At 37.0% G+C, this 22,362-nt stretch carries 19 protein-coding genes; 17 read left to right on the top strand and 2 right to left on the bottom strand.

Going from position 1 to position 22,362, the window contains the following annotated elements; genetic code table 11:
- The first annotated feature begins 274 nt into the window (after positions 1 to 274).
- The 7 genes from dxs to AC0ONG_RS19575 all read left to right on the top strand — a co-directional run bounded on the left by dxs (position 275) and on the right by AC0ONG_RS19575 (position 8,924).
- A complete protein-coding gene (gene dxs / locus AC0ONG_RS19605; RefSeq protein WP_000366457.1) occupies positions 275 to 2,167 on the top strand; it encodes a 1-deoxy-D-xylulose-5-phosphate synthase in 1,893 nt (630 codons plus the stop codon).
- A 3-nt stretch (positions 2,168 to 2,170) separates the two neighbouring features.
- On the top strand, positions 2,171 to 3,010 hold the full coding sequence (locus AC0ONG_RS19600) for a TlyA family RNA methyltransferase (protein ID WP_000111874.1): 840 nt from the start codon (positions 2,171 to 2,173) through the stop codon (positions 3,008 to 3,010).
- A gap of 142 nt (positions 3,011 to 3,152) precedes the next feature.
- Positions 3,153 to 3,602, top strand: a complete 450-nt coding sequence (gene argR, locus AC0ONG_RS19595) for an arginine repressor ArgR (RefSeq protein WP_001032580.1) — start codon at positions 3,153 to 3,155, stop codon at positions 3,600 to 3,602.
- Positions 3,603 to 3,866: 264 nt separating this feature from the next.
- Positions 3,867 to 5,606 carry a DNA repair protein RecN gene (gene recN / locus AC0ONG_RS19590; protein ID WP_000947759.1) on the top strand — a complete coding sequence of 580 codons (1,740 nt, stop codon included), beginning with the start codon at positions 3,867 to 3,869 and terminating at the stop codon, positions 5,604 to 5,606.
- Positions 5,607 to 5,724: 118 nt separating this feature from the next.
- Positions 5,725 to 7,023, top strand: a complete 1,299-nt coding sequence (gene spoIVB, locus AC0ONG_RS19585) for a SpoIVB peptidase (RefSeq protein WP_002000940.1) — start codon at positions 5,725 to 5,727, stop codon at positions 7,021 to 7,023.
- A gap of 289 nt (positions 7,024 to 7,312) precedes the next feature.
- Positions 7,313 to 8,107 (top strand): sporulation transcription factor Spo0A, encoded by a 795-nt coding sequence (gene spo0A, locus AC0ONG_RS19580; RefSeq protein ID WP_014894889.1) that lies wholly within the window; start codon positions 7,313 to 7,315, stop codon positions 8,105 to 8,107.
- Between the two features lie 253 nt (positions 8,108 to 8,360).
- Complete coding sequence (locus AC0ONG_RS19575) at positions 8,361 to 8,924, top strand: PRK06770 family protein (RefSeq protein WP_000791083.1); 564 nt, start codon at positions 8,361 to 8,363, stop codon at positions 8,922 to 8,924.
- Between the two features lie 213 nt (positions 8,925 to 9,137).
- On the opposite strand, the gene AC0ONG_RS19570 is transcribed toward AC0ONG_RS19575, so the two are convergent.
- On the bottom strand, positions 9,138 to 9,284 hold the full coding sequence (locus tag AC0ONG_RS19570) for a YycC family protein (protein ID WP_001247671.1): 147 nt from the start codon (positions 9,282 to 9,284) through the stop codon (positions 9,138 to 9,140).
- A gap of 50 nt (positions 9,285 to 9,334) precedes the next feature.
- Here AC0ONG_RS19570 and AC0ONG_RS19565 point away from each other — a divergent pair, with 50 nt between their 5' ends.
- Positions 9,335 to 10,063, top strand: a complete 729-nt coding sequence (locus AC0ONG_RS19565; RefSeq protein WP_000172594.1) for a glycerophosphodiester phosphodiesterase — start codon at positions 9,335 to 9,337, stop codon at positions 10,061 to 10,063.
- A 49-nt stretch (positions 10,064 to 10,112) separates the two neighbouring features.
- Here AC0ONG_RS19565 and AC0ONG_RS19560 read toward each other — a convergent pair whose 3' ends face one another.
- Complete coding sequence (locus AC0ONG_RS19560) at positions 10,113 to 10,346, bottom strand: DUF2627 domain-containing protein (RefSeq protein ID WP_001190195.1); 234 nt, start codon at positions 10,344 to 10,346, stop codon at positions 10,113 to 10,115.
- A 136-nt stretch (positions 10,347 to 10,482) separates the two neighbouring features.
- On the opposite strand from AC0ONG_RS19560, the gene AC0ONG_RS19555 reads away from it, so the two are divergent.
- The 9 genes from AC0ONG_RS19555 to AC0ONG_RS19515 all read left to right on the top strand — a co-directional run bounded on the left by AC0ONG_RS19555 (position 10,483) and on the right by AC0ONG_RS19515 (position 22,280).
- Positions 10,483 to 12,555: a sigma-54 interaction domain-containing protein gene (locus AC0ONG_RS19555; protein WP_000810981.1), complete on the top strand. Its 2,073-nt coding sequence runs from the start codon at positions 10,483 to 10,485 to the stop codon at positions 12,553 to 12,555.
- Between the two features lie 195 nt (positions 12,556 to 12,750).
- Complete coding sequence (yqiS, locus tag AC0ONG_RS19550; RefSeq protein WP_000764674.1) at positions 12,751 to 13,650, top strand: phosphate butyryltransferase; 900 nt, start codon at positions 12,751 to 12,753, stop codon at positions 13,648 to 13,650.
- Between the two features lie 34 nt (positions 13,651 to 13,684).
- On the top strand, positions 13,685 to 14,785 hold the full coding sequence (locus AC0ONG_RS19545) for a leucine dehydrogenase (RefSeq protein ID WP_000171355.1): 1,101 nt from the start codon (positions 13,685 to 13,687) through the stop codon (positions 14,783 to 14,785).
- Positions 14,786 to 14,872: 87 nt separating this feature from the next.
- A complete protein-coding gene (gene buk / locus AC0ONG_RS19540) occupies positions 14,873 to 15,976 on the top strand; it encodes a butyrate kinase (protein WP_000115782.1) in 1,104 nt (367 codons plus the stop codon).
- Positions 15,977 to 15,980: 4 nt separating this feature from the next.
- The gene (lpdA, locus tag AC0ONG_RS19535) at positions 15,981 to 17,402 is read left to right on the top strand and encodes a dihydrolipoyl dehydrogenase (protein WP_001051295.1); all 1,422 of its coding nucleotides are present in this window, start codon (positions 15,981 to 15,983) and stop codon (positions 17,400 to 17,402) included.
- A 27-nt stretch (positions 17,403 to 17,429) separates the two neighbouring features.
- Complete coding sequence (bfmBAA, locus tag AC0ONG_RS19530; protein ID WP_000852551.1) at positions 17,430 to 18,431, top strand: 3-methyl-2-oxobutanoate dehydrogenase subunit alpha; 1,002 nt, start codon at positions 17,430 to 17,432, stop codon at positions 18,429 to 18,431.
- Positions 18,432 to 18,444: 13 nt separating this feature from the next.
- Entirely contained in the window at positions 18,445 to 19,428 is a 984-nt protein-coding gene (bfmBAB, locus tag AC0ONG_RS19525; protein ID WP_000290071.1) for a 3-methyl-2-oxobutanoate dehydrogenase subunit beta, read from the top strand.
- Positions 19,429 to 19,443: 15 nt separating this feature from the next.
- Complete coding sequence (locus AC0ONG_RS19520) at positions 19,444 to 20,760, top strand: dihydrolipoamide acetyltransferase family protein (RefSeq protein ID WP_000257646.1); 1,317 nt, start codon at positions 19,444 to 19,446, stop codon at positions 20,758 to 20,760.
- A gap of 341 nt (positions 20,761 to 21,101) precedes the next feature.
- A complete protein-coding gene (locus AC0ONG_RS19515) occupies positions 21,102 to 22,280 on the top strand; it encodes an FtsW/RodA/SpoVE family cell cycle protein (RefSeq protein ID WP_016077258.1) in 1,179 nt (392 codons plus the stop codon).
- The last annotated feature ends 82 nt before the right edge of the window (positions 22,281 to 22,362 follow it).

Genomic DNA, 22,362 nt, shown 5'->3' with positions numbered 1-22,362 from the left:
ATTTATCATTTTATGATATAACTGTAGGAAAAGGTTTTTCTTTTCTTGTTATTGGCAAAAATATATGTAGATTACATTGCCGTTATCACTTCGTGTTAGCGGCTATTTTTTTCATCGCCTAAAGAAATATGGTTTATAATAGGATTAGGGCGCAATAGACTGGTTAATAGCGGGACAAGACGAAAAATAGAAAAGAGAATTTCTTGTTTTGTGTAAATGTTTTTTATAATATTTGACATGTTGACAGATTATGAAATGAAAGTGAGTGATCCATGTGGATCTAACGCAAATTCAAAACCCTAGTTTTTTGAAAGATATGTCTATCAGTGAACTAGAGGGATTGAGTGAGGATATTCGTAAGTTTTTAATTGAAGAGCTCTCTCAAACAGGTGGACATATTGCGCCTAATTTAGGTGTAGTAGAACTCACAATTGCTCTGCATAAATTATTTGATAGCCCGCAAGATAAATTTTTATGGGATGTAGGACATCAATCCTATGTACATAAAATTTTAACTGGACGCGCGAAAGAGTTTGGTACATTAAGGCAATATCAAGGCCTATGTGGTTTTCCGAAACGTTGTGAGAGTGAGCACGACGTATGGGAAACTGGTCATAGCTCGACATCGTTATCGGCTGCAATGGGAATGGCTCTGGCACGTGATTTAAAGAAAACGAAAGAATATGTTATACCAATTATTGGAGATGGTGCTTTAACAGGCGGAATGGCTTTAGAGGCATTGAACCATATTGGACATGAAAAGACAGATATGATTGTTATTTTGAATGATAATGAAATGTCAATTGCACCAAACGTTGGTGCGCTCCATAATGTACTTGGTCGTTTACGTACCGCAGGAAAATATCACTGGGTAAAAGATGAATTAGAGTATATATTAAAGAAAATCCCAGCAGTTGGCGGGAAAGTGGCTGCGACAGCAGAGAAAATAAAAGATAGTCTTAAATATTTACTAGTATCTGGTGTCTTTTTCGAAGAGTTAGGCTTTACATATTTAGGTCCAGTCGATGGGCATGATTATGAAAAGCTATTCGAAACGTTGCAATATGCAAAGAAAACAAAAGGCCCAGTGCTTGTTCACGTTATTACGAAAAAAGGAAAAGGTTATAAACCGGCCGAGAGTGACGTTATTGGAACTTGGCATGGAACAGGACCTTATAAAATTGAATCAGGTGACTTTGTTAAGCCGAAAGAAGTTGCACCAGCATGGAGTGCTGTTGTTAGTGAAACAGTACTTAAGCTAGCGAGAGCGGATGAGCGTATCGTAGCAATTACACCTGCAATGCCTGTTGGATCAAAACTTGAGAAATTCCAAAAAGAATTCCCAAATCGTATGATTGATGTAGGTATTGCAGAACAGCATGCTACAACGATGGCAGCAGGTATGGCAACGCAAGGAATGAAGCCATTCTTAGCAATTTATTCGACATTTCTACAAAGAGCATATGACCAAGTTGTTCATGATATATGCCGCCAAAATTTAAATGTTTTCATTGGAATAGATCGCTCAGGATTAGTAGGAGCAGATGGTGAAACGCATCAAGGCGTATTTGATATCTCATTCTTACGTCACTTGCCAAATATGGTGCTTATGATGCCGAAAGATGAAAATGAAGGGCAACATTTAGTTTATACGGCGATGCAATATGAAGATGGACCAATCGCATTGCGTTATGCGCGCGGTAATGGACTTGGCGTTCATATGGATGAAGAATTAAAGGCGATTCCGATCGGTACGTGGGAGACGTTAAAAGAGGGTACACAAGCAGCTATTTTAACGTTTGGTACGACAATACCAATGGCGATGGAAGCCGCTGAGCGTCTTGAAAAAGCTGGAGTTTCAGTGAAAGTAGTGAATGCTCGCTTTATTAAACCAATGGATGAAGCATATTTACATGATCTTCTAGGAAAGAATATACCGATTTTAACGATTGAAGAAGCTTGTTTAATTGGTGGTTTTGGAACAGGAGTAGTTGAATTTGCATCTGAAAATGGTTACCATAGTGCATTAGTTGAACGAATGGGTATTCCAGACCGCTTCATAGAGCACGGAAGTGTAACAAAATTATTAGAAGAAATTGGTTTAACGACAGATGCTGTCGTAGACCGTATTCATACAATGATTCCATCAAAACAAAAAAGGGCGTAACAAATGAGCGTAAAAAAAGAAAGAGTAGATGTACTATTAGTAGAGCGAGGACTTATAGAAACGCGTGAGAAAGCAAAGCGCGCCATTATGGCGGGACTCGTATATGCAAATGAAATGAGACTTGATAAGCCAGGAGAGAAAATCTCGCAAGATACTGAGATTACGGTGAAGGGACAAGTTATGCCGTATGTAAGTCGTGGTGGTTATAAACTTGAAAAGGCATTAGAGACATTTCATCTTGATTTACAAGATAAAGTTATGATAGATATTGGTTCATCAACTGGTGGCTTTACAGATTGTGCGCTTCAAAATGGAGCGAAATTATCTTATGCATTAGATGTAGGATACAATCAACTAGCGTGGAAATTACGTCAAGATGAGCGTGTTGTTGTAATGGAACGAACAAATTTCCGTTACGTGACACCAGCAGACTTAGAACGTGGTTTACCTCAATTTGCAAGTATTGATGTTTCATTTATATCATTAAAGCTTATACTGCCAGTTTTAAAAACAATGCTTATGCCTAACGGAGATGTAGCGGCGTTAATTAAACCACAGTTTGAAGCTGGAAGAGAGCAAGTTGGGAAAAAAGGTATCGTTCGTGATAGAAAAGTACATGAAGCTGTTGTGGAAATGATTGTCGAGTTTGCTTTAAAAGAAGGCTATGATGTGGAAGGTTTAACATTTTCACCAATTACGGGTGGAGACGGTAATATTGAATTTTTAATTCATCTGAAATGGCATGGTGAACGTGAGAATGGCGAAAATCATTCTCCGATTTCTATAGAGCAAGTTGTTACAGAAGCGCATGACGTTCTAAAACAAAAAGGGAAAGGGGAATAACATATGTTGTTCCTCTTTTTGCTGTAATTGTATAATGATTGTAAAAACAATTGTGTACAAGAAACGAATTATAAGTTAACATAAATAAGTGAAGTATACCAATGTTTAAACTATGGTAAGAGATAGTGTGAGGTGCAAATGTATGAATAAAGGTCAGCGCCATATTAAAATCAGGGAAATTATTGCAAACAAAGAAATTGAAACACAAGATGAATTAGTTGATATTTTACGTAATGAGGGATTTAATGTAACGCAAGCAACAGTATCGCGCGATATTAAAGAACTGCACTTAGTGAAGGTGCCATTACATGATGGGCGCTATAAATATAGCTTGCCAGCAGATCAACGATTTAACCCGTTACAAAAATTAAAACGAAATCTAGTGGATTCATTTGTAAAATTAGACACGGCAGGACATATGCTTGTGCTAAAAACATTGCCTGGTAACGCTCATTCACTTGGAGCACTTATTGATCATTTAGAGTGGGATGAGATCATCGGAACCATCTGTGGTGATGATACTTGCTTAATTATTTGCCGTACACCTGACGATACAGGTGTTGTCTCTGATCGTTTCTTAAATATGTTGTAACAAAAAATCTTGTTTGCTTTCCATCGTAAAGTGGAAAGTGAACAAGATATTTTTATTGGTTAAAAATATGAATTTTCAATTGTAATATAATATTTTGTTTGCATAAAGTTAGAAAATAGATGGATTGACCCGTAAAACAAATGTTTGGTACAATGAAGCGGGTTAGAAGAGTATATACATACAAATATATAACATGATTATTTGAATGAAGAACTGAGAAAATCCTTTAGTAAGGGATTATTTTATAACGAGGTGAATGGGGCATTGTTATCGGAATTATCGATTAGAAACTTTGCTATTATTGAAGCATTAAATATTTCTTTTCAAAAAGGTTTAACGGTTTTAAGCGGTGAAACAGGGGCCGGAAAATCGATTATTATTGATGCGATTAGTTTACTTGTAGGTGGCCGTGGATCAGCAGAATTTGTTCGATATGGAACAGAAAAGGCTGAGATTGAAGGGCTATTTTATGTTGAAGATGAGAAGCATCCATGTATTGAAAAGGCAGAAGAGTTAGATATAGAAATAGAAGATGGCATGATTATTTTAAAGCGTGATATTGCTGCGAACGGAAAGAGTGTATGTCGTGTAAATGGGAAGCTTGTTACACTTAGCATATTAAAAGAAATTGGGAAATCACTTGTTGATATTCATGGACAGCACGAAACGCAAGATTTAATGAATGAAGAACGACATCTGTTTATGCTTGATCACTTTGATGGGGATCGAATCGTTAAACAATTAGACATATATCAAAATGTATACGCTGACTATGAAAAATTAAAAAAACAATTGAAATCGTTAAGTGAAAATGAACAACAAATGGCACATCGCTTAGATTTAATTCAATTTCAGCATGAAGAAATTCGCAAGGCAGATTTAAAGATGGATGAAGAAAATGAATTAACTGAGGAACGATTGCAAATTTCTAATTTTGAAAAGATTTATAAAGCGTTAGGTGATGCATATCGTTCGTTAAGTGCCGACGGACAAGGGTTAGATAATGTAAGAAGTGCAATGGGACAAATGGAAAGTATTACACATTTAGATGAAATGTATCAAGAGAATTATGATTCAATTGCAAATAGCTATTACTTATTAGAAGAGGTTGCCTATCAACTGAGAGAAAAGCTCGATATGATGGAATATGATCCAAATCGTTTAGATGAAATCGAAACACGTTTGAATGAAATTCGTATGCTAAAGAGAAAATATGGAAATACTGTAGAAGAGATTTTAGCGTATGCAGATAAAATTGAACAGGAAATTTTTACAATTGAAAATAAAGACGTTCATATTGAAACGACGAAGAAACAGTTGAAGGAATTAGAGAGTGTTATTCTGAAAGAAGCAACGTTGTTAAGTAATATGCGTCATGAGCTTGCAGAACATCTTACAAATGCAATTCATCAGGAATTAAAAGAATTATATATGGAAAAAACGAAATTTGAAGTGCGAATTATGAAGAGAGCAGGAAATGCAGAAGAACCCCTTGTGGAAGGTGCACCGGTAAGACTTACGGTGGATGGTTACGATCATGTGGAATTTTATATTTCAACGAACCCAGGAGAGCCGCTAAAACCACTTTCAAAGGTTGCTTCTGGCGGAGAGTTATCTCGTATTATTTTAGCTTTAAAAAGCATTTTTTCTAAGCATCAAGGGGTTGCATCTGTTATTTTTGATGAAGTGGATACGGGTGTAAGTGGCCGAGTCGCACAGGCTATTGCGGAAAAAATTTATCGAGTATCAGTAAACTCGCAAGTACTTTGTATTACGCACTTACCTCAAGTAGCTTCAATGGCGGATTCACATTTATTTATTCGAAAACAAGTAGCGAATGATCGGACAATTACATCAGTTACTGTTTTAACTATGGAGGATAAAGTAACAGAAATAGCTCGAATGATTTCTGGTGTAGAAATCACAGATTTAACGACAGAGCATGCGAAAGAATTACTTACGCAAGCGCATCATTTTAAACAGACAGCAGAGGCTATCCAGTAATGGATAGCTTTTTTTCTCAAATGACGATTTCTTAATTCTTCCGGTTATAAATAATGCACTGCAAGGAGAGATTAAAAAGTGAAGCCAAGAGGCTGAATGTGGGGTAGGAGCGAGGAGAGTGAACAAGTTGAAATTAGAAAAATTTCGAAAAATAATAGGTCTTTGTCTCCTTGTTTCTTTAGTTTTTATTGGATGTTTTAAACCGCTTCGAACGTTTATTTCATCACCGAAACAACTTGTTGTTTTTGAAGGACAACAATCAGAAATATCATCATTACCAGTTTTCAAAGCTTCATCCACAAATCGTCATGTATTTACAGTGAGTTCGAATGAACAAAAACAAGGACTTATGGTAAATTCTCATCAAAATGGTGAAGCTGATATGGTATTTCAGCTTGCTGGTTTTCCAGTGAAAAAAGTAAATGTGAAAGTGTTAAAAGATTTTAAAGTAATTCCAGGTGGACAATCAATTGGTGTGAAATTAAATACAAAAGGTGTACTTGTTGTAGGCCATCATTTAATTCAAACTGAAAAGGGTAAAATATCTCCTGGTGAAACAGCAGGTGTACAAATTGGAGATATGATTACTGAAATTAATGGTAAAACAATTGAAAGAATGAGTGATGTAGCACCGTTTATTCATAATAGTGGAGAAACAGGTGAACCGCTTAATCTTGTATTGTTAAGAGATGGAAAATATATTCGTACGAAGCTAACTCCACAAAAAGACAACGGTGAATCGTCTTATCGAATTGGCTTGTATATCCGTGATTCGGCAGCTGGAATTGGAACGATGACATTTGTTCATCCAGATTCTATGAAATACGGGGCACTTGGTCATGTTATTTCTGATAATGATACGAAAAAGCCGATTCAAGTCGAAGATGGACAAATTATGCGCTCGACAGTCACATCAATTGAAAGAGGTAGTCATGGGAATCCAGGGGAGAAATTAGCAAGATTCTCACCAGATCGTGAAGTGATTGGCAATATTACAATTAATAGTCCATATGGTATTTTTGGCAAATTAAATACGAATATGAAAAACGGTATAATGGATAAAGCGATGCCTATCGCATTATCTCATCAAGTAAAAGAAGGACCGGCAAAAATATTAACAGTTATTGATCAAGATAAAGTAGAAGCGTTTGATATTGAAGTTGTTAGTACAGTGCAACAAAAATTCCCAGCCACAAAGGGTATGGTAATAAAAGTAACAGATAAACGTCTATTAGCGAAAACGGGCGGTATCGTACAAGGGATGAGCGGAAGTCCAATTGTACAAAATGGAAAAGTAATTGGTGCTGTTACGCATGTATTTGTAAATGATCCAACATCAGGATATGGTGTTCATATTGAATGGATGTTACATCAAGCTGGAATTAATATTTATGATCAAGAGAAAAAAGCGAGCTAATATATATATTAGCTCGCTTTTTCTGTTGAAAAATTCGTTGAAATTTTGTAAAAGCTCCGCAAGAGGTGTTTTTTGTTGTAAAATAAAAGAAAAGGGTTGAACGTTTCGTTGTATTTCTATGATGGAATGTGTTGCGAAAGGGAATAAATGAACGATAAACATATTTTTTTGTGATTTTATCGGAAAGTAAGAAACTTTAAAAGGGAATTTTCACACAATTGTCGAACAATTCATGTAGCCTAGAAGGATACACATGTCGGAGAATCGATTCGGTAAGGGAGGAAAAGCTGTGGAGAAAATTAAAGTATGTCTTGTGGATGATAATAAAGAACTAGTATCAATGTTAGAGAGCTATGTAGCTGCTCAAGATGATATGGAAGTAATCGGTACTGCTTATAATGGTCAAGAGTGTTTAAACTTATTAGCAGATAAGCAACCTGATGTACTCGTTTTAGACATTATTATGCCACACTTAGATGGTTTAGCTGTATTGGAAAAAATGCGACATATTGAAAGGTTAAAACAGCCTAGCGTAATTATGTTGACAGCATTCGGGCAAGAAGATGTGACGAAAAAAGCAGTTGACTTAGGTGCCTCATATTTCATATTAAAACCATTTGATATGGAGAATTTAACGAGTCATATTCGTCAAGTGAGTGGTAAAGCAAACGCTATGATTAAACGTCCACTACCATCATTCCGATCAGCAACAACAGTAGATGGAAAACCGAAAAACTTAGATGCGAGTATTACGAGTATCATTCATGAAATTGGTGTACCCGCTCATATTAAAGGATATATGTATTTACGAGAAGCAATCTCCATGGTATACAACGATATCGAATTATTAGGATCGATTACGAAAGTATTGTATCCAGATATCGCAAAGAAATATAATACAACAGCAAGCCGTGTGGAGCGCGCAATTCGTCACGCGATTGAAGTAGCGTGGAGCCGTGGGAATATTGATTCTATTTCGTCCTTATTCGGTTATACAGTATCCATGTCAAAAGCAAAACCTACGAATTCTGAGTTTATCGCAATGGTTGCGGATAAGCTGAGACTTGAACATAAAGCTAGCTGAGAGTAGAAGTAGAAAAGGGTTTTTGTTTTAGTAAAACCGATGCATGCTGGAACTCTATACTCGACAGTAATTTTAAAACTAATAAACTTTTTAATGAAAGACCAATGAATGTTATAATTCGTTGGTTTTTTTATTTTGTTTAGAAAAAGAGATTATTTGATATTATGGAAAATAAAACCTATTTTTAGTAATATTACATGTAAGTGAGTTTTTTTATAAGACAATTAAATAGATATAGATAGGGGGAAGGGGAATGAAAAATAAAATTTCAACTTGGCTAGGAATAGTAGCAGCTATGGGAGTTCTTGCTATTGCAGTTACATTTGGGATGTTAGAACTTGCCGATAATCCAGTAGATAAAGAAGTGAGCGCTCAAATAGATAAAAAAGAAGACCAAACAATAGTAGGTAGAGAGGTAGATGGGGTCTTTGTTGATGTGTATGTTACTGAAAATTCTACTGAAAGAGAAGTCATTACAGCGATGCATCGCATGACTCATCAAAAAGTGGTGGCAGAACGAAAATCGGGCTCTATCCCAATGATTCAAAATAATGCTAAAAAATTAAAAGAAATCATAAATAAGAGTAGCTTTTCGAAGAAAAATGAGCTATTAGCAATTGCTAATAGATGGGCACAAAAAGATTTTAGTAAAATTGTAGAAGATCACAATTATTTCTCGGATGTTCAAGAAGATAACGTTTGTAAAGCAACTAGAGCGATGGATGCGGTAGAAGAGCAACATTATATTTTAACTACATTCGGGGAGGAAAAAGCGAAAGAACTATACGAATCAGGGGATGCTCCGCACGTTCAATAAAAAATAATATAAAGGGCTTCTAGTTTTTTATGATCGTGTTTAAGGACGCAATGGGGGCTTATAAATAAATAGTCTGCTTTCTTTATGATTTGTAACAAAAATAATAAAGGAACGGCTAAATCGCATCGTAGCACATCTGTTAAAGGATTTTAGCAGGGAAGTCATCCGTGATATAATAGAAAATAATAAAAAGCCCTGCAAAACAGGACTGTATTATTCTTCGTCTTTATTTTGTTTTTCTAATTCAACTAGCTTTTGAATTAAAATGTGTTGCGGCATATGCATGAGTTGTTCAAGTGGAACACCTAGTGCTTTTGATAAGCGGACTGCAGTATCTGGAGAAATTTGCAATGGTCTCATAGAAGTACCTCCTTTTTCGTATAGTATAGCATAAGATTGGGGGAGTGAGGATGACTCTTATATTTGCGCATCGTGGTGCGGCTGGAACGTACCCAGAAAATACAATGCTTTCATTTGAAGCGGCTGAGTCTTTTAGAGCGGATGGAATTGAACTTGATGTTCAATTAACGAAAGATGGAAAAGTTGTCGTCATTCATGATGAAACGGTGGACCGGACTACAAATGGAAAAGGTGCGGTTCGGAATTATGTATATGAGGACTTATGTAAGTTAGATGCAAGTTATAAATTTGGTGATAAAGTAGGTTTTTGTAAAATACCACTTTTAGAAGAGGTATTAGAGTGGCTTGAACAAACGAGTTTGCTACTTAATATTGAACTTAAAAATAATAAAATTCCATATAGAGGTTTAGAGGAAGAAGTTATAACGCTTGTACGGAAATTTAGTTTAGAGGATCGCGTTGTATTTTCTTCGTTTAATCACTACAGTATGAAACGGTGCCATATGATGGCTCCTGATATTCAAACTGCAATTTTATATCGCGAAGGTTTGCATAGTCCGTGGGCATACGCGAAAAAAATGGGGGCTACAGCAGTACATCCGAATTATCGTTACCTTCAAGATGCTATTGCTGAACTAACGATGGAAAGTGGTGTAGAGGTTCGCCCTTATACAATTAATGAAGAAACGCTTATGCGTAAATATTTTGATATGAATATATCGGCGATTATTACTGATTACCCTGAAACGGCAAGAACGTTATTGCCGATAAAAAAATGAGACCGCGTGTAACGGTCTCATTTTTTTATTTATAAATAGTGGGGCATTCCTATCTTCTGAAGCGAGCTTGTACTTTATTTCGTTTACGATCTCGGTGTACGACGAAGCCACCAAAAATATAAAACCCGAGCCCGAAGCAGAGAGCGCCGATTAAAAATTGTAACCACAGTATAGAGATTGGTGGAAATAGAATCCCGAATACAGTATCTCTCATTAACTTTATACCAAACACAGCTAATGAAATAGGGATGAGTGCTAATGATAGAGCAAGGTAACGCTGCATATAAACGCTCCTTTTCAGATTATTTTGTTTATTTTAATGATGTTATATGAAAAGGGGGTTTGTCAAGAGGGGGTTGAACGAGTAAGATAAGGGTGTGAAAAAATTTGCAGAGTTACTTCGAGAGGAAGTGTAATATATGAAACAAAAAGTATTAATTGTTGGTGCAGGTGAAGGCGGGAGCGCACTGCTGAATCTGTTATATAGTTCGAATATATTTCAAATTATAGGGATTATTGATATAAATCCGTTGGCAAAAGGATTACAAATTGCTAAGGAATATGGAATTGCAATTGGAGAAAGTGTAACTCCATTTCTTTCTATGCATATCGATGTAATATTTGATATGACAGGTGAAGATGATGTACATAAAGTTTTATTGGAAAAAAAGAAAAAAGACACTCTTCTTATACCAGGTGATATTGCAAAAATTGTTACAGGATTAGCGCATGAGAAGGAAGGGTTAATTGGGCGGTTAGAGGAACAAACGCAACAAGGAGAATTAATTTTAAATTCTACGCATGACGGCATGATCGTAATTGATCAAGAGGGACAAGTTCGTCTTTTTAATAAAAGTGCAGAGCGTATTATCGGATATAAAAAAGAAGAGGCGATAGGAAAATATATTTTAGAAGTTATTCCGACTAGTAAATTACTTCGCATTATACGTACGAAACAAATAGAAGTAAATTATGAACTAACATTAGAGAATGGAAAGAAAATTATTACAACGCGTATACCGATATTAAAAGAGGGCGGAGAGGTACAAGGGGCATTTGCAATTTTTAAAGATATAACAGAAGTTGTAGATTTAGCGGAAGAAGTTACAGACTTAAAAGAAATTCAAACACTATTAGAGGCGATTATTAACTCATCTGAAGAAGCGATTTCGGTTGTGGATGAAAAAGGAAGAGGTTTAGTCATTAACCCGGCATATACGAAATTAACGGGTTTAACAGAAGAAGATATTATTGGGAAGCCTGCTACAACTGATATTGTAGAAGGCGAAAGTATGCATATGAAAGTACTTCGAACGCGTCGTGCGGTGCGCGGAATACATATGAAGATTGGGCAAAAAAAGCGCGATGTAATTGTAAACGTAGCGCCAGTTATTGTGGATGGAATATTGAAAGGAAGCGTCGGCGTTATCCGTGACGTGTCGGAAATTCAAAAGTTAACAAATGAATTGAATAGAGCGAGGCAAATCATTCGCACATTAGAAGCGAAATATTCTTTTGATGATATTGTCGGAAATTCAGATGAAACAACTGCAGCTATCGAACAGGCGAAGCTAGGAGCGAATACACCGGCAACGGTACTGTTACGCGGTGAATCTGGGACTGGTAAAGAATTGTTTGCCCATGCAATCCATAATGGAAGTAATCGAAAATACAATAAGTTCGTCCGTGTAAACTGTGCGGCCATTTCGGAGACGTTGTTAGAAAGTGAATTATTTGGTTATGAGGAAGGGGCGTTTTCTGGAGCGAAAAGAGGCGGGAAACGTGGGTTCTTTGAGGAAGCGAATAACGGTAGTATTTTTTTAGATGAAATAGGGGAGTTATCTGCAAATACACAAGCGAAACTCCTTCGTGTATTGCAGGAAAAAGAAATTGTAAAAGTTGGTGGAACGAAAGCGATACCTATTAATGTTCGAGTAATTGCAGCGACACATGTGAATTTAGAAAAGGCTATTCTAGAAGGGAAGTTTAGGGAGGATTTATATTATCGATTAAATAAAATTCCAATTCAAATTCCATCTCTTCGTCAACGTAAAGGAGATATACCGAAAATTGCGGACAGGTTGATTCAAAAAATTAATCAAGATTATGGTCGTAATGTAGAAGGGCTCACTGATTCAGCTATTTTATATTTACAATCATACGAATGGCCAGGGAATGTGAGAGAACTTGAAAATATTTTAGGACGAGCGATTATTTTTATGAATTATAACGAGATATATATTGATGTACAACATTTACCACCATTACATAACGAAGAGCAGGTGGAGTCAAAGCAATCTCATTTATTACCTGAATTAGAAGAAAAGCCACTTGAACATTTAGTGACAGAGTTTGAAGGGAATATTATTCATGAATATTTGGAGAGATTTGATGGGAATAAAACACAAACTGCAAAAGCGTTAGGAATTTCCGTACGAAATTTATATTATAAGCTAGAAAAGTATGACCATGCAAAAAATAGCATGCAATAAATTGCGTACTGTGCAATTTATTGCATGGTATACAAAAAGCGACAAAATAAGACAGAATCTTTTGTTATTTTCCAAAGTATTGATTTTACTGCATTTTGAATGCGTTTTCAATATTGGTAAGACCACTTTTAAAAGTTGGCACGGTATTTGCTTTATAAATAGACGAGGGACGACGGAAAGGGTTGATTACAAAATATGAAGTTAGAATACTTAATTGATCAAGCAGCGGGACAGCCTAAAAAAACTGTAGCTGTAGCAGTAGCTGAAGATCATGAAGTAATTGAAGCTGTAGCGAAAGCAATTAAATTACAGCTAGCTCAATTTCGTCTATATGGAAATCAAGAAAAAATAATGGGGATGCTACAAGAACATGGTTTACAAACTTCAGAACATGTTGAAGTGATTGCAGCAATGTCTAATGCAGAGGCTGCAGAACTTTCTGTTAAAGCTGTGAGAAATGGTGAGGCAGACGTGCTTATGAAGGGGAACATCCCAACAGCGAATATTTTGAAGGCTGTGTTAAACAAAGAGTGGGGCCTACGTAAAGGTAGCGTACTTTCACATGTAGCAGCATTTGAAGTTCCAAATTATGATCGTCTTATTTTCGTTACAGATGCAGCGATGAACATCGCACCTGATGTAACACAAAAAGCTGCTATTATACAAAATACTGTAGAAGTTGCCCAGGCAATAGGAATCGACTTGCCAAAAGTGGCACCAATTGCAGCAGTAGAAGTTGTGAATCCAGCGATGCAGGCGACAATTGATGCAGCGATGTTAACACAAATGAATCGCCGCGGACAAATTAAAGATTGTATCGTTGATGGACCACTTGCTTTAGATAATGCAGTATCACAAATTGCAGCAGAGCATAAAGGCATAGTAAGTGATGTAGCAGGTAAGGCAGATATTTTACTCGTCCCAACGATTGAAGCTGGAAATGTGCTATATAAATCACTCGTATACTTTGCGGATGCAAAAGTAGGAGCAATGATTGCTGGCGCAAAAGCACCGGTTGTTTTAACATCTCGTGCTGATTCAGCAGAAACAAAAGTATATTCATTAGCATTGGCAGTTGCGACTGCTTCAAAATAAACCAAAAAGGGTAAAACATTAGGGGGAAACGACAATGACATTAGAAATCTTCGAATACTTAGAAAAATATGATTATGAGCAAGTGGTATTTTGTCAAGATAAAGAATCTGGTTTAAAAGCAATTATTGCAATTCATGATACAACACTTGGACCGGCTCTTGGTGGAACAAGAATGTGGACATATGATTCTGAAGAAGCGGCGATTGAAGATGCATTGCGTCTTGCAAAAGGGATGACATACAAAAACGCAGCAGCTGGTTTAAACTTAGGTGGTGCGAAAACAGTAATTATCGGTGATCCTCGTAAAGATAAGAGTGAAGCAATGTTCCGTGCACTAGGACGTTATATCCAAGGACTAAACGGACGATACATTACAGCTGAAGATGTTGGTACAACAGTAGATGATATGGATATTATCCACGAAGAAACTGACTTTGTAACAGGTATCTCACCATCATTCGGTTCTTCTGGTAACCCATCTCCAGTAACTGCATACGGTGTTTATCGTGGTATGAAAGCAGCTGCAAAAGAAGCTTTCGGTACTGACAATTTAGAAGGAAAAGTAATTGCTGTTCAAGGCGTTGGTAACGTAGCATATCATCTATGCAAACATTTACACGCTGAAGGAGCAAAATTAATCGTTACAGATATTAATAAAGAAGCTGTACAACGTGCTGTAGAAGAATTCGGTGCATCAGCAGTTGAACCAAATGAAATTTACGGTGTTGAATGCGATATTTACGCACCATGTGCATTAGGCGCAACAGTTAATGATGAAACTATTCCACAACTTAAAGCAAAAGTAATCGCAGGTTCTGCAAATAACCAATTAAAAGAAGATCGTCACGGTGACATCATTCATGAAATGGGTATTGTATACGCACCAGATTATGTAATTAATGCAGGTGGCGTAATTAACGTAGCAGACGAATTATATGGATACAATAGAGAACGTGCACTAAAACGTGTTGAGTCTATTTATGACACGATTGCAAAAGTAATCGAAATTTCAAAACGCGATGGCATAGCAACTTATGTAGCGGCAGATCGTCTAGCTGAAGAGCGCATTGCAAGCTTGAAAAATTCTCGTAGCACTTACTTACGCAACGGTCACGATATTATTAGCCGTCGCTAATCATTCATATATAACTTTTACAAAAGGTGTGGTTACCTCTTATGAGGTTTCCGCTTCCTTTTGAATTTATTAGTGGAGGTAGCAACATTGTCTGTAAATCGAATTCTTGTTATTAACCCAGGTAGTACATCCACAAAAATTGGTGTTTTTGATAATGAAAGACCCGTTCTAGAAGAAACGATTCGTCATGACGTAGAACAGATTGGAAAATATAAGCGAATTATCGACCAATATGAGTTTCGAAAAGAAACGATTTTAGAAGTTCTACATTCTCATGGTATTAACATTTCAAAATTAAACGCTGTTTGTGGACGTGGTGGATTACTTCGTCCAATCGAAGGCGGTACTTATACAGTAAACGATGCGATGTTAGAAGATTTGAAAAATGGCTTTAGCGGTCATCACGCTTCAAACCTTGGAGGCATTTTGGCATATGAAATTGCTTCTGGATTAAATATCCCTGCATTCATTGTGGATCCTGTCGTTGTAGATGAGATGGAGCCGGTTGCTCGTATAAGTGGCATTGCTGGTATGGAACGCAAAAGTATCTTCCATGCATTAAATCAAAAAGCAGTTGCTCGTAAAGTAGCTGAACAGTTAAATCACAAATACGAGGATTTAAATTTATTAGTTACACATATGGGCGGTGGCATTACAGTTGGTGCTCATAAAAAAGGAAGAGTAGTCGATGTGAATAACGGTTTAAACGGAGAAGGACCATTTAGTCCAGAGCGCGCTGGTACAGTACCAGTAGGGCAACTAGTAGAAATGTGTTTCTCTGGTGAGTATTACCGTGATGAAATGATTAAAAAACTTGTCGGACAAGGTGGACTTGTAAGTTTAATCGGTACAAATGATGCGATTAAAGTAGAGAAAATGGTTGAAAAAGGTGATCCTGAAGCAACTCTTATTTATAAGGCAATGGCATATCAAGTTGCAAAAGAGATTGGCGGAGCTAGCGCTGTACTTCACGGGAAAATCGATGCAATCGTATTAACTGGTGGACTGGCATACAGTAAAATTCTTGTCGATGAAATAAAAGAGCGAGTGGACTGGATTGCAGATGTTATCGTACATCCAGGCGAAGATGAGTTAGAAGCGTTAGCAGAAGGAGCACTTCGTGTGTTACGTGAAGAAGAAGCTCCAAAAGAATACGTTGTACGTGAAAAAGAAACGGTAGCTAGGGGTTGAGATAATGGCAAAAGAATATGATTTAGTCATCGTTGGCGGCGGTACTGGTGGATATGTTGCTGCAATTCGTGCATCACAATTAGGATTAAAAACAGCACTAGTCGAAAAAGAAAATCTTGGTGGTACTTGTTTACACAAAGGATGTATTCCTAGTAAAGCTCTTTTACGTAGTGCGGAAGTATATGCAACTGCTAAAAAAAGCGAAGAGTTCGGAGTTATTGCAAGCAATGTAGAACTAAACTTTGCGAAAGTACAAGAGCGTAAAGAGAAGATTGTAACGCAGCTTCATAAAGGCGTTCAACATTTAATGAAACAAGGTAAAATTGATGTGTTTGAAGGTATTGGTCGTATTCTTGGCCCGTCTATTTTCTCTCCTATGCCAGGGACAATTTCAGTTGAACTTGCAAGTGGAGAAGAGAATGAAATGTTAATTCCAAAAAATGTACTTGTTGCAACAGGTTCTCGTCCAAATTCATTACCAGGTTTAGAATTAGATGGAGAATACGTAATGTCTTCGGATCATGCCCTAAAAATGGAAACGCTTCCTAGTTCGATTATTATCGTTGGTGGCGGTGTAATCGGTATTGAGTGGGCATCTATGCTTGCTGACTTCGGTGTAGAAGTTACAGTATTAGAGTATGCAAAAACGATATTACCACTAGAAGATCAAGACGTTTCAAAAGAAATGCAACGTCTATTCAAGAAAAAAGGTATTAAAGTGGTAACTGGTGCAAAAGTATTACCAGAAACATTGGTAAAAGATAATGGAGTAACAATCCAAGCTGAACATAACGGTGAGAATAAAGAATTTAAAGCTGAAAAAATGCTTGTATCTGTTGGAAGACAAGCGAATACGCAAAATATTGGCTTAGAGAACACAGATATCGTTGTGGAAAAAGGATACATTCAAACAAATGAGTTTTATCAAACGAAAGAATCGCATATTTACGCAATTGGAGATGTAATCGGTGGTTTGCAACTTGCTCACGTTGCTTCTCATGAAGGAATTGCTGCAGTAGAACATATTGCAGGGAAAGAAGTTACACCAATTGATTACTCTATGGTATCAAAATGCGTATATAGCAGTCCAGAAGTTGCTTCTGTTGGCTTAACAGAACAAGAAGCGAAAGAAAAAGGCTATAAGTTAAAAGTAGGTAAGTTCTCATTCCGCGCAATCGGAAAAGCACTTGTATACGGAGAATCAGATGGTTTCGTAAAACTTGTAGTTGATGAAGAGACAAATGACATTCTTGGTGTTCATATGATTGGACCACATGTAACAGATATGATTTCTGAAGCTGGTCTTGCAAGAGTACTTGATGCAACACCTTGGGAAGTAGCACATACAATTCATCCGCATCCATCATTATCTGAGGCGATTGGTGAAGCAGCACTTGCTGTAGATGGAAGAGCGTTACACGCATAAAAATGTGGATTTAGGAGGTTATGAAAAATGGCAGAAGTAAAAGAAAAGCGCCATGAAGAGCTTGGCTTAAGTGATGAGCAAGTATTAGAAATGTTCCGTACGATGTTACTTGCACGTAAAATCGACGAACGTATGTGGTTATTAAACCGCGCTGGTAAAATTCCATTCGTAATTTCTTGTCAAGGACAAGAGGCTGCACAAGTTGGAGCGGCGTTCGCTCTTGATAGAGAGAAAGATTATGCATTACCATACTATCGTGATATGGGGGTTGTACTAGCATTTGGTATGACAGCTAAAGAGCTTATGTTGTCTGCTTTCGCGAAAGCTGGAGATCCAAACTCTGGTGGTCGTCAAATGCCTGGTCACTTCGGTCAAAAGAAAAATCGTATTGTTACAGGTTCATCTCCAGTAACAACGCAAGTACCACATGCAGTTGGTATTGCACTAGCTGGAAAAATGGAGAAGAAAGATTTAGTAACGTTCGTTACATTTGGAGAAGGTTCTTCAAACCAAGGTGACTTCCATGAAGGGGCAAACTTTGCTGGTGTACACAAACTACCTGTTATTTTTATGTGTGAAAATAACAAATATGCAATCTCTATTCCGGTTGAAAAACAATTAGCATGTAAAAACGTATCAGATCGTGCAATTGGTTATGGTATGCCTGGATATACAATAGACGGAAACGATCCGCTTGCAGTATATAAAGCTGTAAAAGAAGCAGCAGATCGCGGTCGTCGTGGTGAAGGCCCAACTTTAATTGAAACAGTATCATATCGTTTAACAGCACATTCTAGTGACGATGATGATCGTGTTTATCGTGATAAAGAAGAAGTAGAAGAAGCAAAGAAAAAAGATTCAATTATAACATTCGCGGCTTATTTAAAAGAAGCTGGTGTGTTAACTGAGGAATCGGAAAAACAAATGTTAGACGAAATTATGCATATCGTAAATGAAGCAACAGAATATGCAGAAAATGCTCCGTATGCAGCACCTGAAGATGCATTGAAGCACGTATACGCAGAATAGGGGGGAACGTTTCATGGCTGTAATGTCTTATATTGATGCTATTACATTAGCAATGCGCGAAGAAATGGAACGCGATGAGAAAGTATTCGTTTTAGGAGAAGATGTTGGTAAAAAAGGTGGCGTGTTTAAAGCGACACACGGTTTGTATGATCAATTTGGTGAAGATCGTGCGCTTGATGCACCGCTTGCAGAATCTGCAATTGCTGGGGTAGCAATTGGTGCAGCAATGTATGGTATGCGTCCAATCGCTGAAATGCAGTTTGCTGATTTCATCATGCCAGCAGTAAACCAAATTGTTTCTGAGGCAGCAAAAATTCGTTATCGTTCTAATAATGATTGGACTTGTCCAGTTACAATCCGTGCACCATTTGGCGGGGGGGTTCACGGTGCATTGTATCATTCACAATCTGTAGAAGCGATGTTTGCAAACCAACCAGGTTTAAAAATCGTTATCCCTTCTACACCATATGATGCAAAAGGCTTATTAAAAGCAGCCATTCGTGATGAAGATCCAGTATTATTCTTCGAACATAAACGTGCATATCGTTTAATTAAAGGTGAAGTGCCGGAGGATGACTACGTATTACCAATCGGAAAAGCAGATGTAAAACGTGAAGGTGATGATATTACAGTTATCACGTACGGATTATGTGTTCATTTTGCTCTTCAAGCAGCTGAAAAGTTAGCACAAGATGGCATCTCTGCACACATTCTTGATTTACGTACTGTATATCCATTAGATAAAGAAGCAATCATTGAAGCAGCTTCTAAAACAGGTAAAGTTCTTCTTGTAACAGAAGACAATAAAGAAGGAAGCATTATGAGTGAAGTGGCAGCAATTATTGCTGAAAACTGTCTATTTGATTTAGATGCGCCAATCGCACGTCTTGCAGGTCCAGACGTTCCAGCAATGCCATATGCACCAACAATGGAAAAATTCTTTATGGTAAATCCAGATAAAGTTGAAAAAGCAATGCGTGAACTTGCGGAATTTTAATCGGGGGGACTATACATGGCTGTAGAAAATATTACAATGCCTCAGCTCGGGGAGAGCGTTACAGAGGGCACAATTAGTAAATGGCTCGTTAATGTTGGCGATCACGTAAACAAGTATGATCCGCTTGCAGAAGTAATGACTGATAAAGTAAATGCTGAAGTACCATCTTCTTTCACTGGTATTGTGAAAGAGTTAATCGCTGGTGAAGGTGATACGTTAGCTGTAGGTGAAGTAGTTTGTGTGATTCAAGTAGAAGGCGCAGACGAAGTAGCAGCAACAGCTGTTGAGGAAAAAACGAAAGAAGAACCAAAGGCAGCAGCAATTACGCCTGAAAAAGCACCGAAAGTAAAACAACCAACTGATGGAAAACCACGTTTTTCACCAGCTGTGTTAAAACTTGCGGGTGAGCATAACGTTGATTTAGATTTAGTAGAGGGTACGGGAGCAAACGGCCGTATCACTCGTAAAGATATTTTAAAGCTAGTGGAATCTGGAAATATTCCACAAGCAGGTGCGAAGAAAGAGGAAGCTGTAGCGGTAGTAGTAGAAGCTCGCCCAGAAGCACCAAAAGCAGCACCAGTAGCGCAAAAAGTAGAAGCTGCGAAACCAGTTTCTGTACCTACAATGCCTGGAGATATTGAAATTCCAGTAACAGGTGTGCGTAAAGCAATCGCAGCAAACATGTTACGCAGTAAACACGAAGCACCACACGCTTGGATGATGATTGAAGTAGATGTGACAAACCTTGTGTCATACCGTAACTCAATTAAAGGTGACTTTAAGAAGCGTGAAGGCTTTAACTTAACGTTCTTTGCTTTCTTCGTAAAAGCAGTGGCACAAGCGTTAAAAGAGTATCCTCAAATTAATTCAATGTGGGCTGGCGATAAAATTGTTCAGAAGAAAGATATTAACCTTTCTATCGCTGTTGCAACAGAGGAAGAATTATTTGTACCAGTAATTAAGCAAGCGGACGAGAAAACAATTAAAGGTATCGCTCGTGAAATTACAGAACTTGCAGGAAAAGTACGCACGAAATCGCTAAAAGCAGACGAAATGCAAGGTGGAACATTTACAATTAATAACACAGGATCATTCGGTTCTGTTCAATCTATGGGTATTATTAATTACCCACAAGCGGCTATTTTACAAGTTGAATCAATTGTAAAACGCCCAGTAATTATGGATAATGGTATGTTCGGTGCTCGTGACATGGTTAACTTATGTTTATCACTTGATCACCGCGTACTTGATGGTTTAATCTGTGGTAAGTTCTTAGGACGTGTTAAAGAAATTTTAGAAAACATGTCAGAAAACAATACATCTGTATATTAATAAAAAGCTCGCTTATGCGAGCTTTTTATCGTCTTATTTCTTCATCTACATCCTACTATATGTATAAATACCTTTCCCAGTAATCTTACAATAAACGATTATGTATTAGGAATTTACGAAAATACATTGCTGATATATGGTATATGGATATAAAATAAGAAAAGAATAATTTTTTTGGCAAATCTTACTGATGAAACTGTAGTATAATATATTGTATTGTATGAAAAAGAGAGTTATTCTATATAAGTGTTTTATAGATAATGTGTAATCAGTCGTCAAAACATGAAGAATGTTGACTCCTGGTTTTTTATTTTGCTGTAACAATGTTTCAGGAGGATGTCATGAAAAGAAGTACCGAGTTTCTAAAAAGTTTAGATGTAAAATTAATTTTAATTTTGTGTGCACTATGTGTGACGAGTATAGCTGCTATATATAGCAGTCAGCAAACGGGACAGTATGGAGCTGCAAACTTTGCTATGAAGCAGGGGATTAACTACATAATTGGGGTTATATTGTTACTTCTTATTGCTAGCATTGACTTAGATCAGTTGCAAAAATTGTCTTGGCCGCTTTATATTGCTGGGTTTGCTTCACTTATTCTTTTGAAAGTATTACCACCATCAGGTTTTACACCTGAAAAATTAGGTGCAAAAAGATGGTTTGTTTTCCCAGTATTTGGACAAATTCAGCCGTCCGAGTTTTTCAAAATTGCATTGCTTCTTGTAGTAGCGAGTATAGCAGTGAAACATAATGCACAGTATATGGCAAGGACATTCCAAACAGATTTAAAGCTAGTAGGTAAAATTATGCTAGTGTCACTTCCGCCTATGGCGGTTGTATATAGTCAACCGGATACAGGTATGGTGTTCTTATATGCTGCTGCAATTGCATGTATTTTATTTATGTCAGGTATACAAAAGAAATTGATAGCATTATGTACAGTTATTCCGTTGACCATATTATCTGCTTTAATATTTATTTTCTTTAAGTATCAAGATTTTTTCTATAATAATTTAGTTACTTTACTAAAACCTCACCAACAGTCGCGTATTGTAGGTTGGTTAAATCCATTTGAAAATGCAGATCAAGGTTACCAAACGCAACAATCGATTTTAGCTGTAGGTAGTGGAGGAATGGAAGGTAAAGGGTTTGGGGGAGGAAGCGTCTATATCCCAGAGAAGCATACTGACTTTATTTTCGCTACAATTGCCGAAGAAGGTGGGTTTATCGTAGCAGCGTTAGTTGTCTTCTTGTTCCTATTACTACTATATCGAACAATTATTATTGGTTATTCCGCTGATAATTTATTTGGTACATTATTATGCGCTGGATCGATTGGTATATTAACAGTTCAAATATTCCAAAACATCGGTATGATCGTTGGATTAATGCCTGTAAAAGGTATTGCATTACCTTTCTTATCGTATGGGGGAAGTTCCTTATTCTCGAATATGATTATGATGGGGCTCATACTATCGGTACGGAAAACTTATAAAAAATATATGTTTTCAGTTAAGTAAAAAAAGCTGGTTCGTTTTTAAACGAATCAGCTTTTTTACATATATGCTCATAAACGTTGCAAACTAAAACAGGATAGCAGTT

The organism is Bacillus sp. TCT6 (assembly GCF_056033845.1).
This window is presented reverse-complemented; position numbering and strand designations above follow the sequence as displayed.

Excerpts from the sequence above, each read along its gene's own strand:
- AC0ONG_RS19600 (WP_000111874.1), top strand. The coding sequence starts at position 2,171 with ATGAGCGTAAAAAAAGAAAGAGTAGATGTACTATTAGTAGAGCGAGGA.
- argR (WP_001032580.1), top strand. The coding sequence starts at position 3,153 with ATGAATAAAGGTCAGCGCCATATTAAAATCAGGGAAATTATTGCAAAC.
- AC0ONG_RS19575 (WP_000791083.1), top strand. The coding sequence starts at position 8,361 with ATGAAAAATAAAATTTCAACTTGGCTAGGAATAGTAGCAGCTATGGGA.
- AC0ONG_RS19570 (WP_001247671.1), bottom strand. The coding sequence starts at position 9,284 with ATGAGACCATTGCAAATTTCTCCAGATACTGCAGTCCGCTTATCAAAA.
- AC0ONG_RS19565 (WP_000172594.1), top strand. The coding sequence starts at position 9,335 with ATGACTCTTATATTTGCGCATCGTGGTGCGGCTGGAACGTACCCAGAA.
- AC0ONG_RS19560 (WP_001190195.1), bottom strand. The coding sequence starts at position 10,346 with ATGCAGCGTTACCTTGCTCTATCATTAGCACTCATCCCTATTTCATTA.
- AC0ONG_RS19555 (WP_000810981.1), top strand. The coding sequence starts at position 10,483 with ATGAAACAAAAAGTATTAATTGTTGGTGCAGGTGAAGGCGGGAGCGCA.
- yqiS (WP_000764674.1), top strand. The coding sequence starts at position 12,751 with ATGAAGTTAGAATACTTAATTGATCAAGCAGCGGGACAGCCTAAAAAA.
- AC0ONG_RS19545 (WP_000171355.1), top strand. The coding sequence starts at position 13,685 with ATGACATTAGAAATCTTCGAATACTTAGAAAAATATGATTATGAGCAA.
- lpdA (WP_001051295.1), top strand. The coding sequence starts at position 15,981 with ATGGCAAAAGAATATGATTTAGTCATCGTTGGCGGCGGTACTGGTGGA.
- bfmBAA (WP_000852551.1), top strand. The coding sequence starts at position 17,430 with ATGGCAGAAGTAAAAGAAAAGCGCCATGAAGAGCTTGGCTTAAGTGAT.
- bfmBAB (WP_000290071.1), top strand. The coding sequence starts at position 18,445 with ATGGCTGTAATGTCTTATATTGATGCTATTACATTAGCAATGCGCGAA.
- AC0ONG_RS19520 (WP_000257646.1), top strand. The coding sequence starts at position 19,444 with ATGGCTGTAGAAAATATTACAATGCCTCAGCTCGGGGAGAGCGTTACA.
- AC0ONG_RS19515 (WP_016077258.1), top strand. The coding sequence starts at position 21,102 with ATGAAAAGAAGTACCGAGTTTCTAAAAAGTTTAGATGTAAAATTAATT.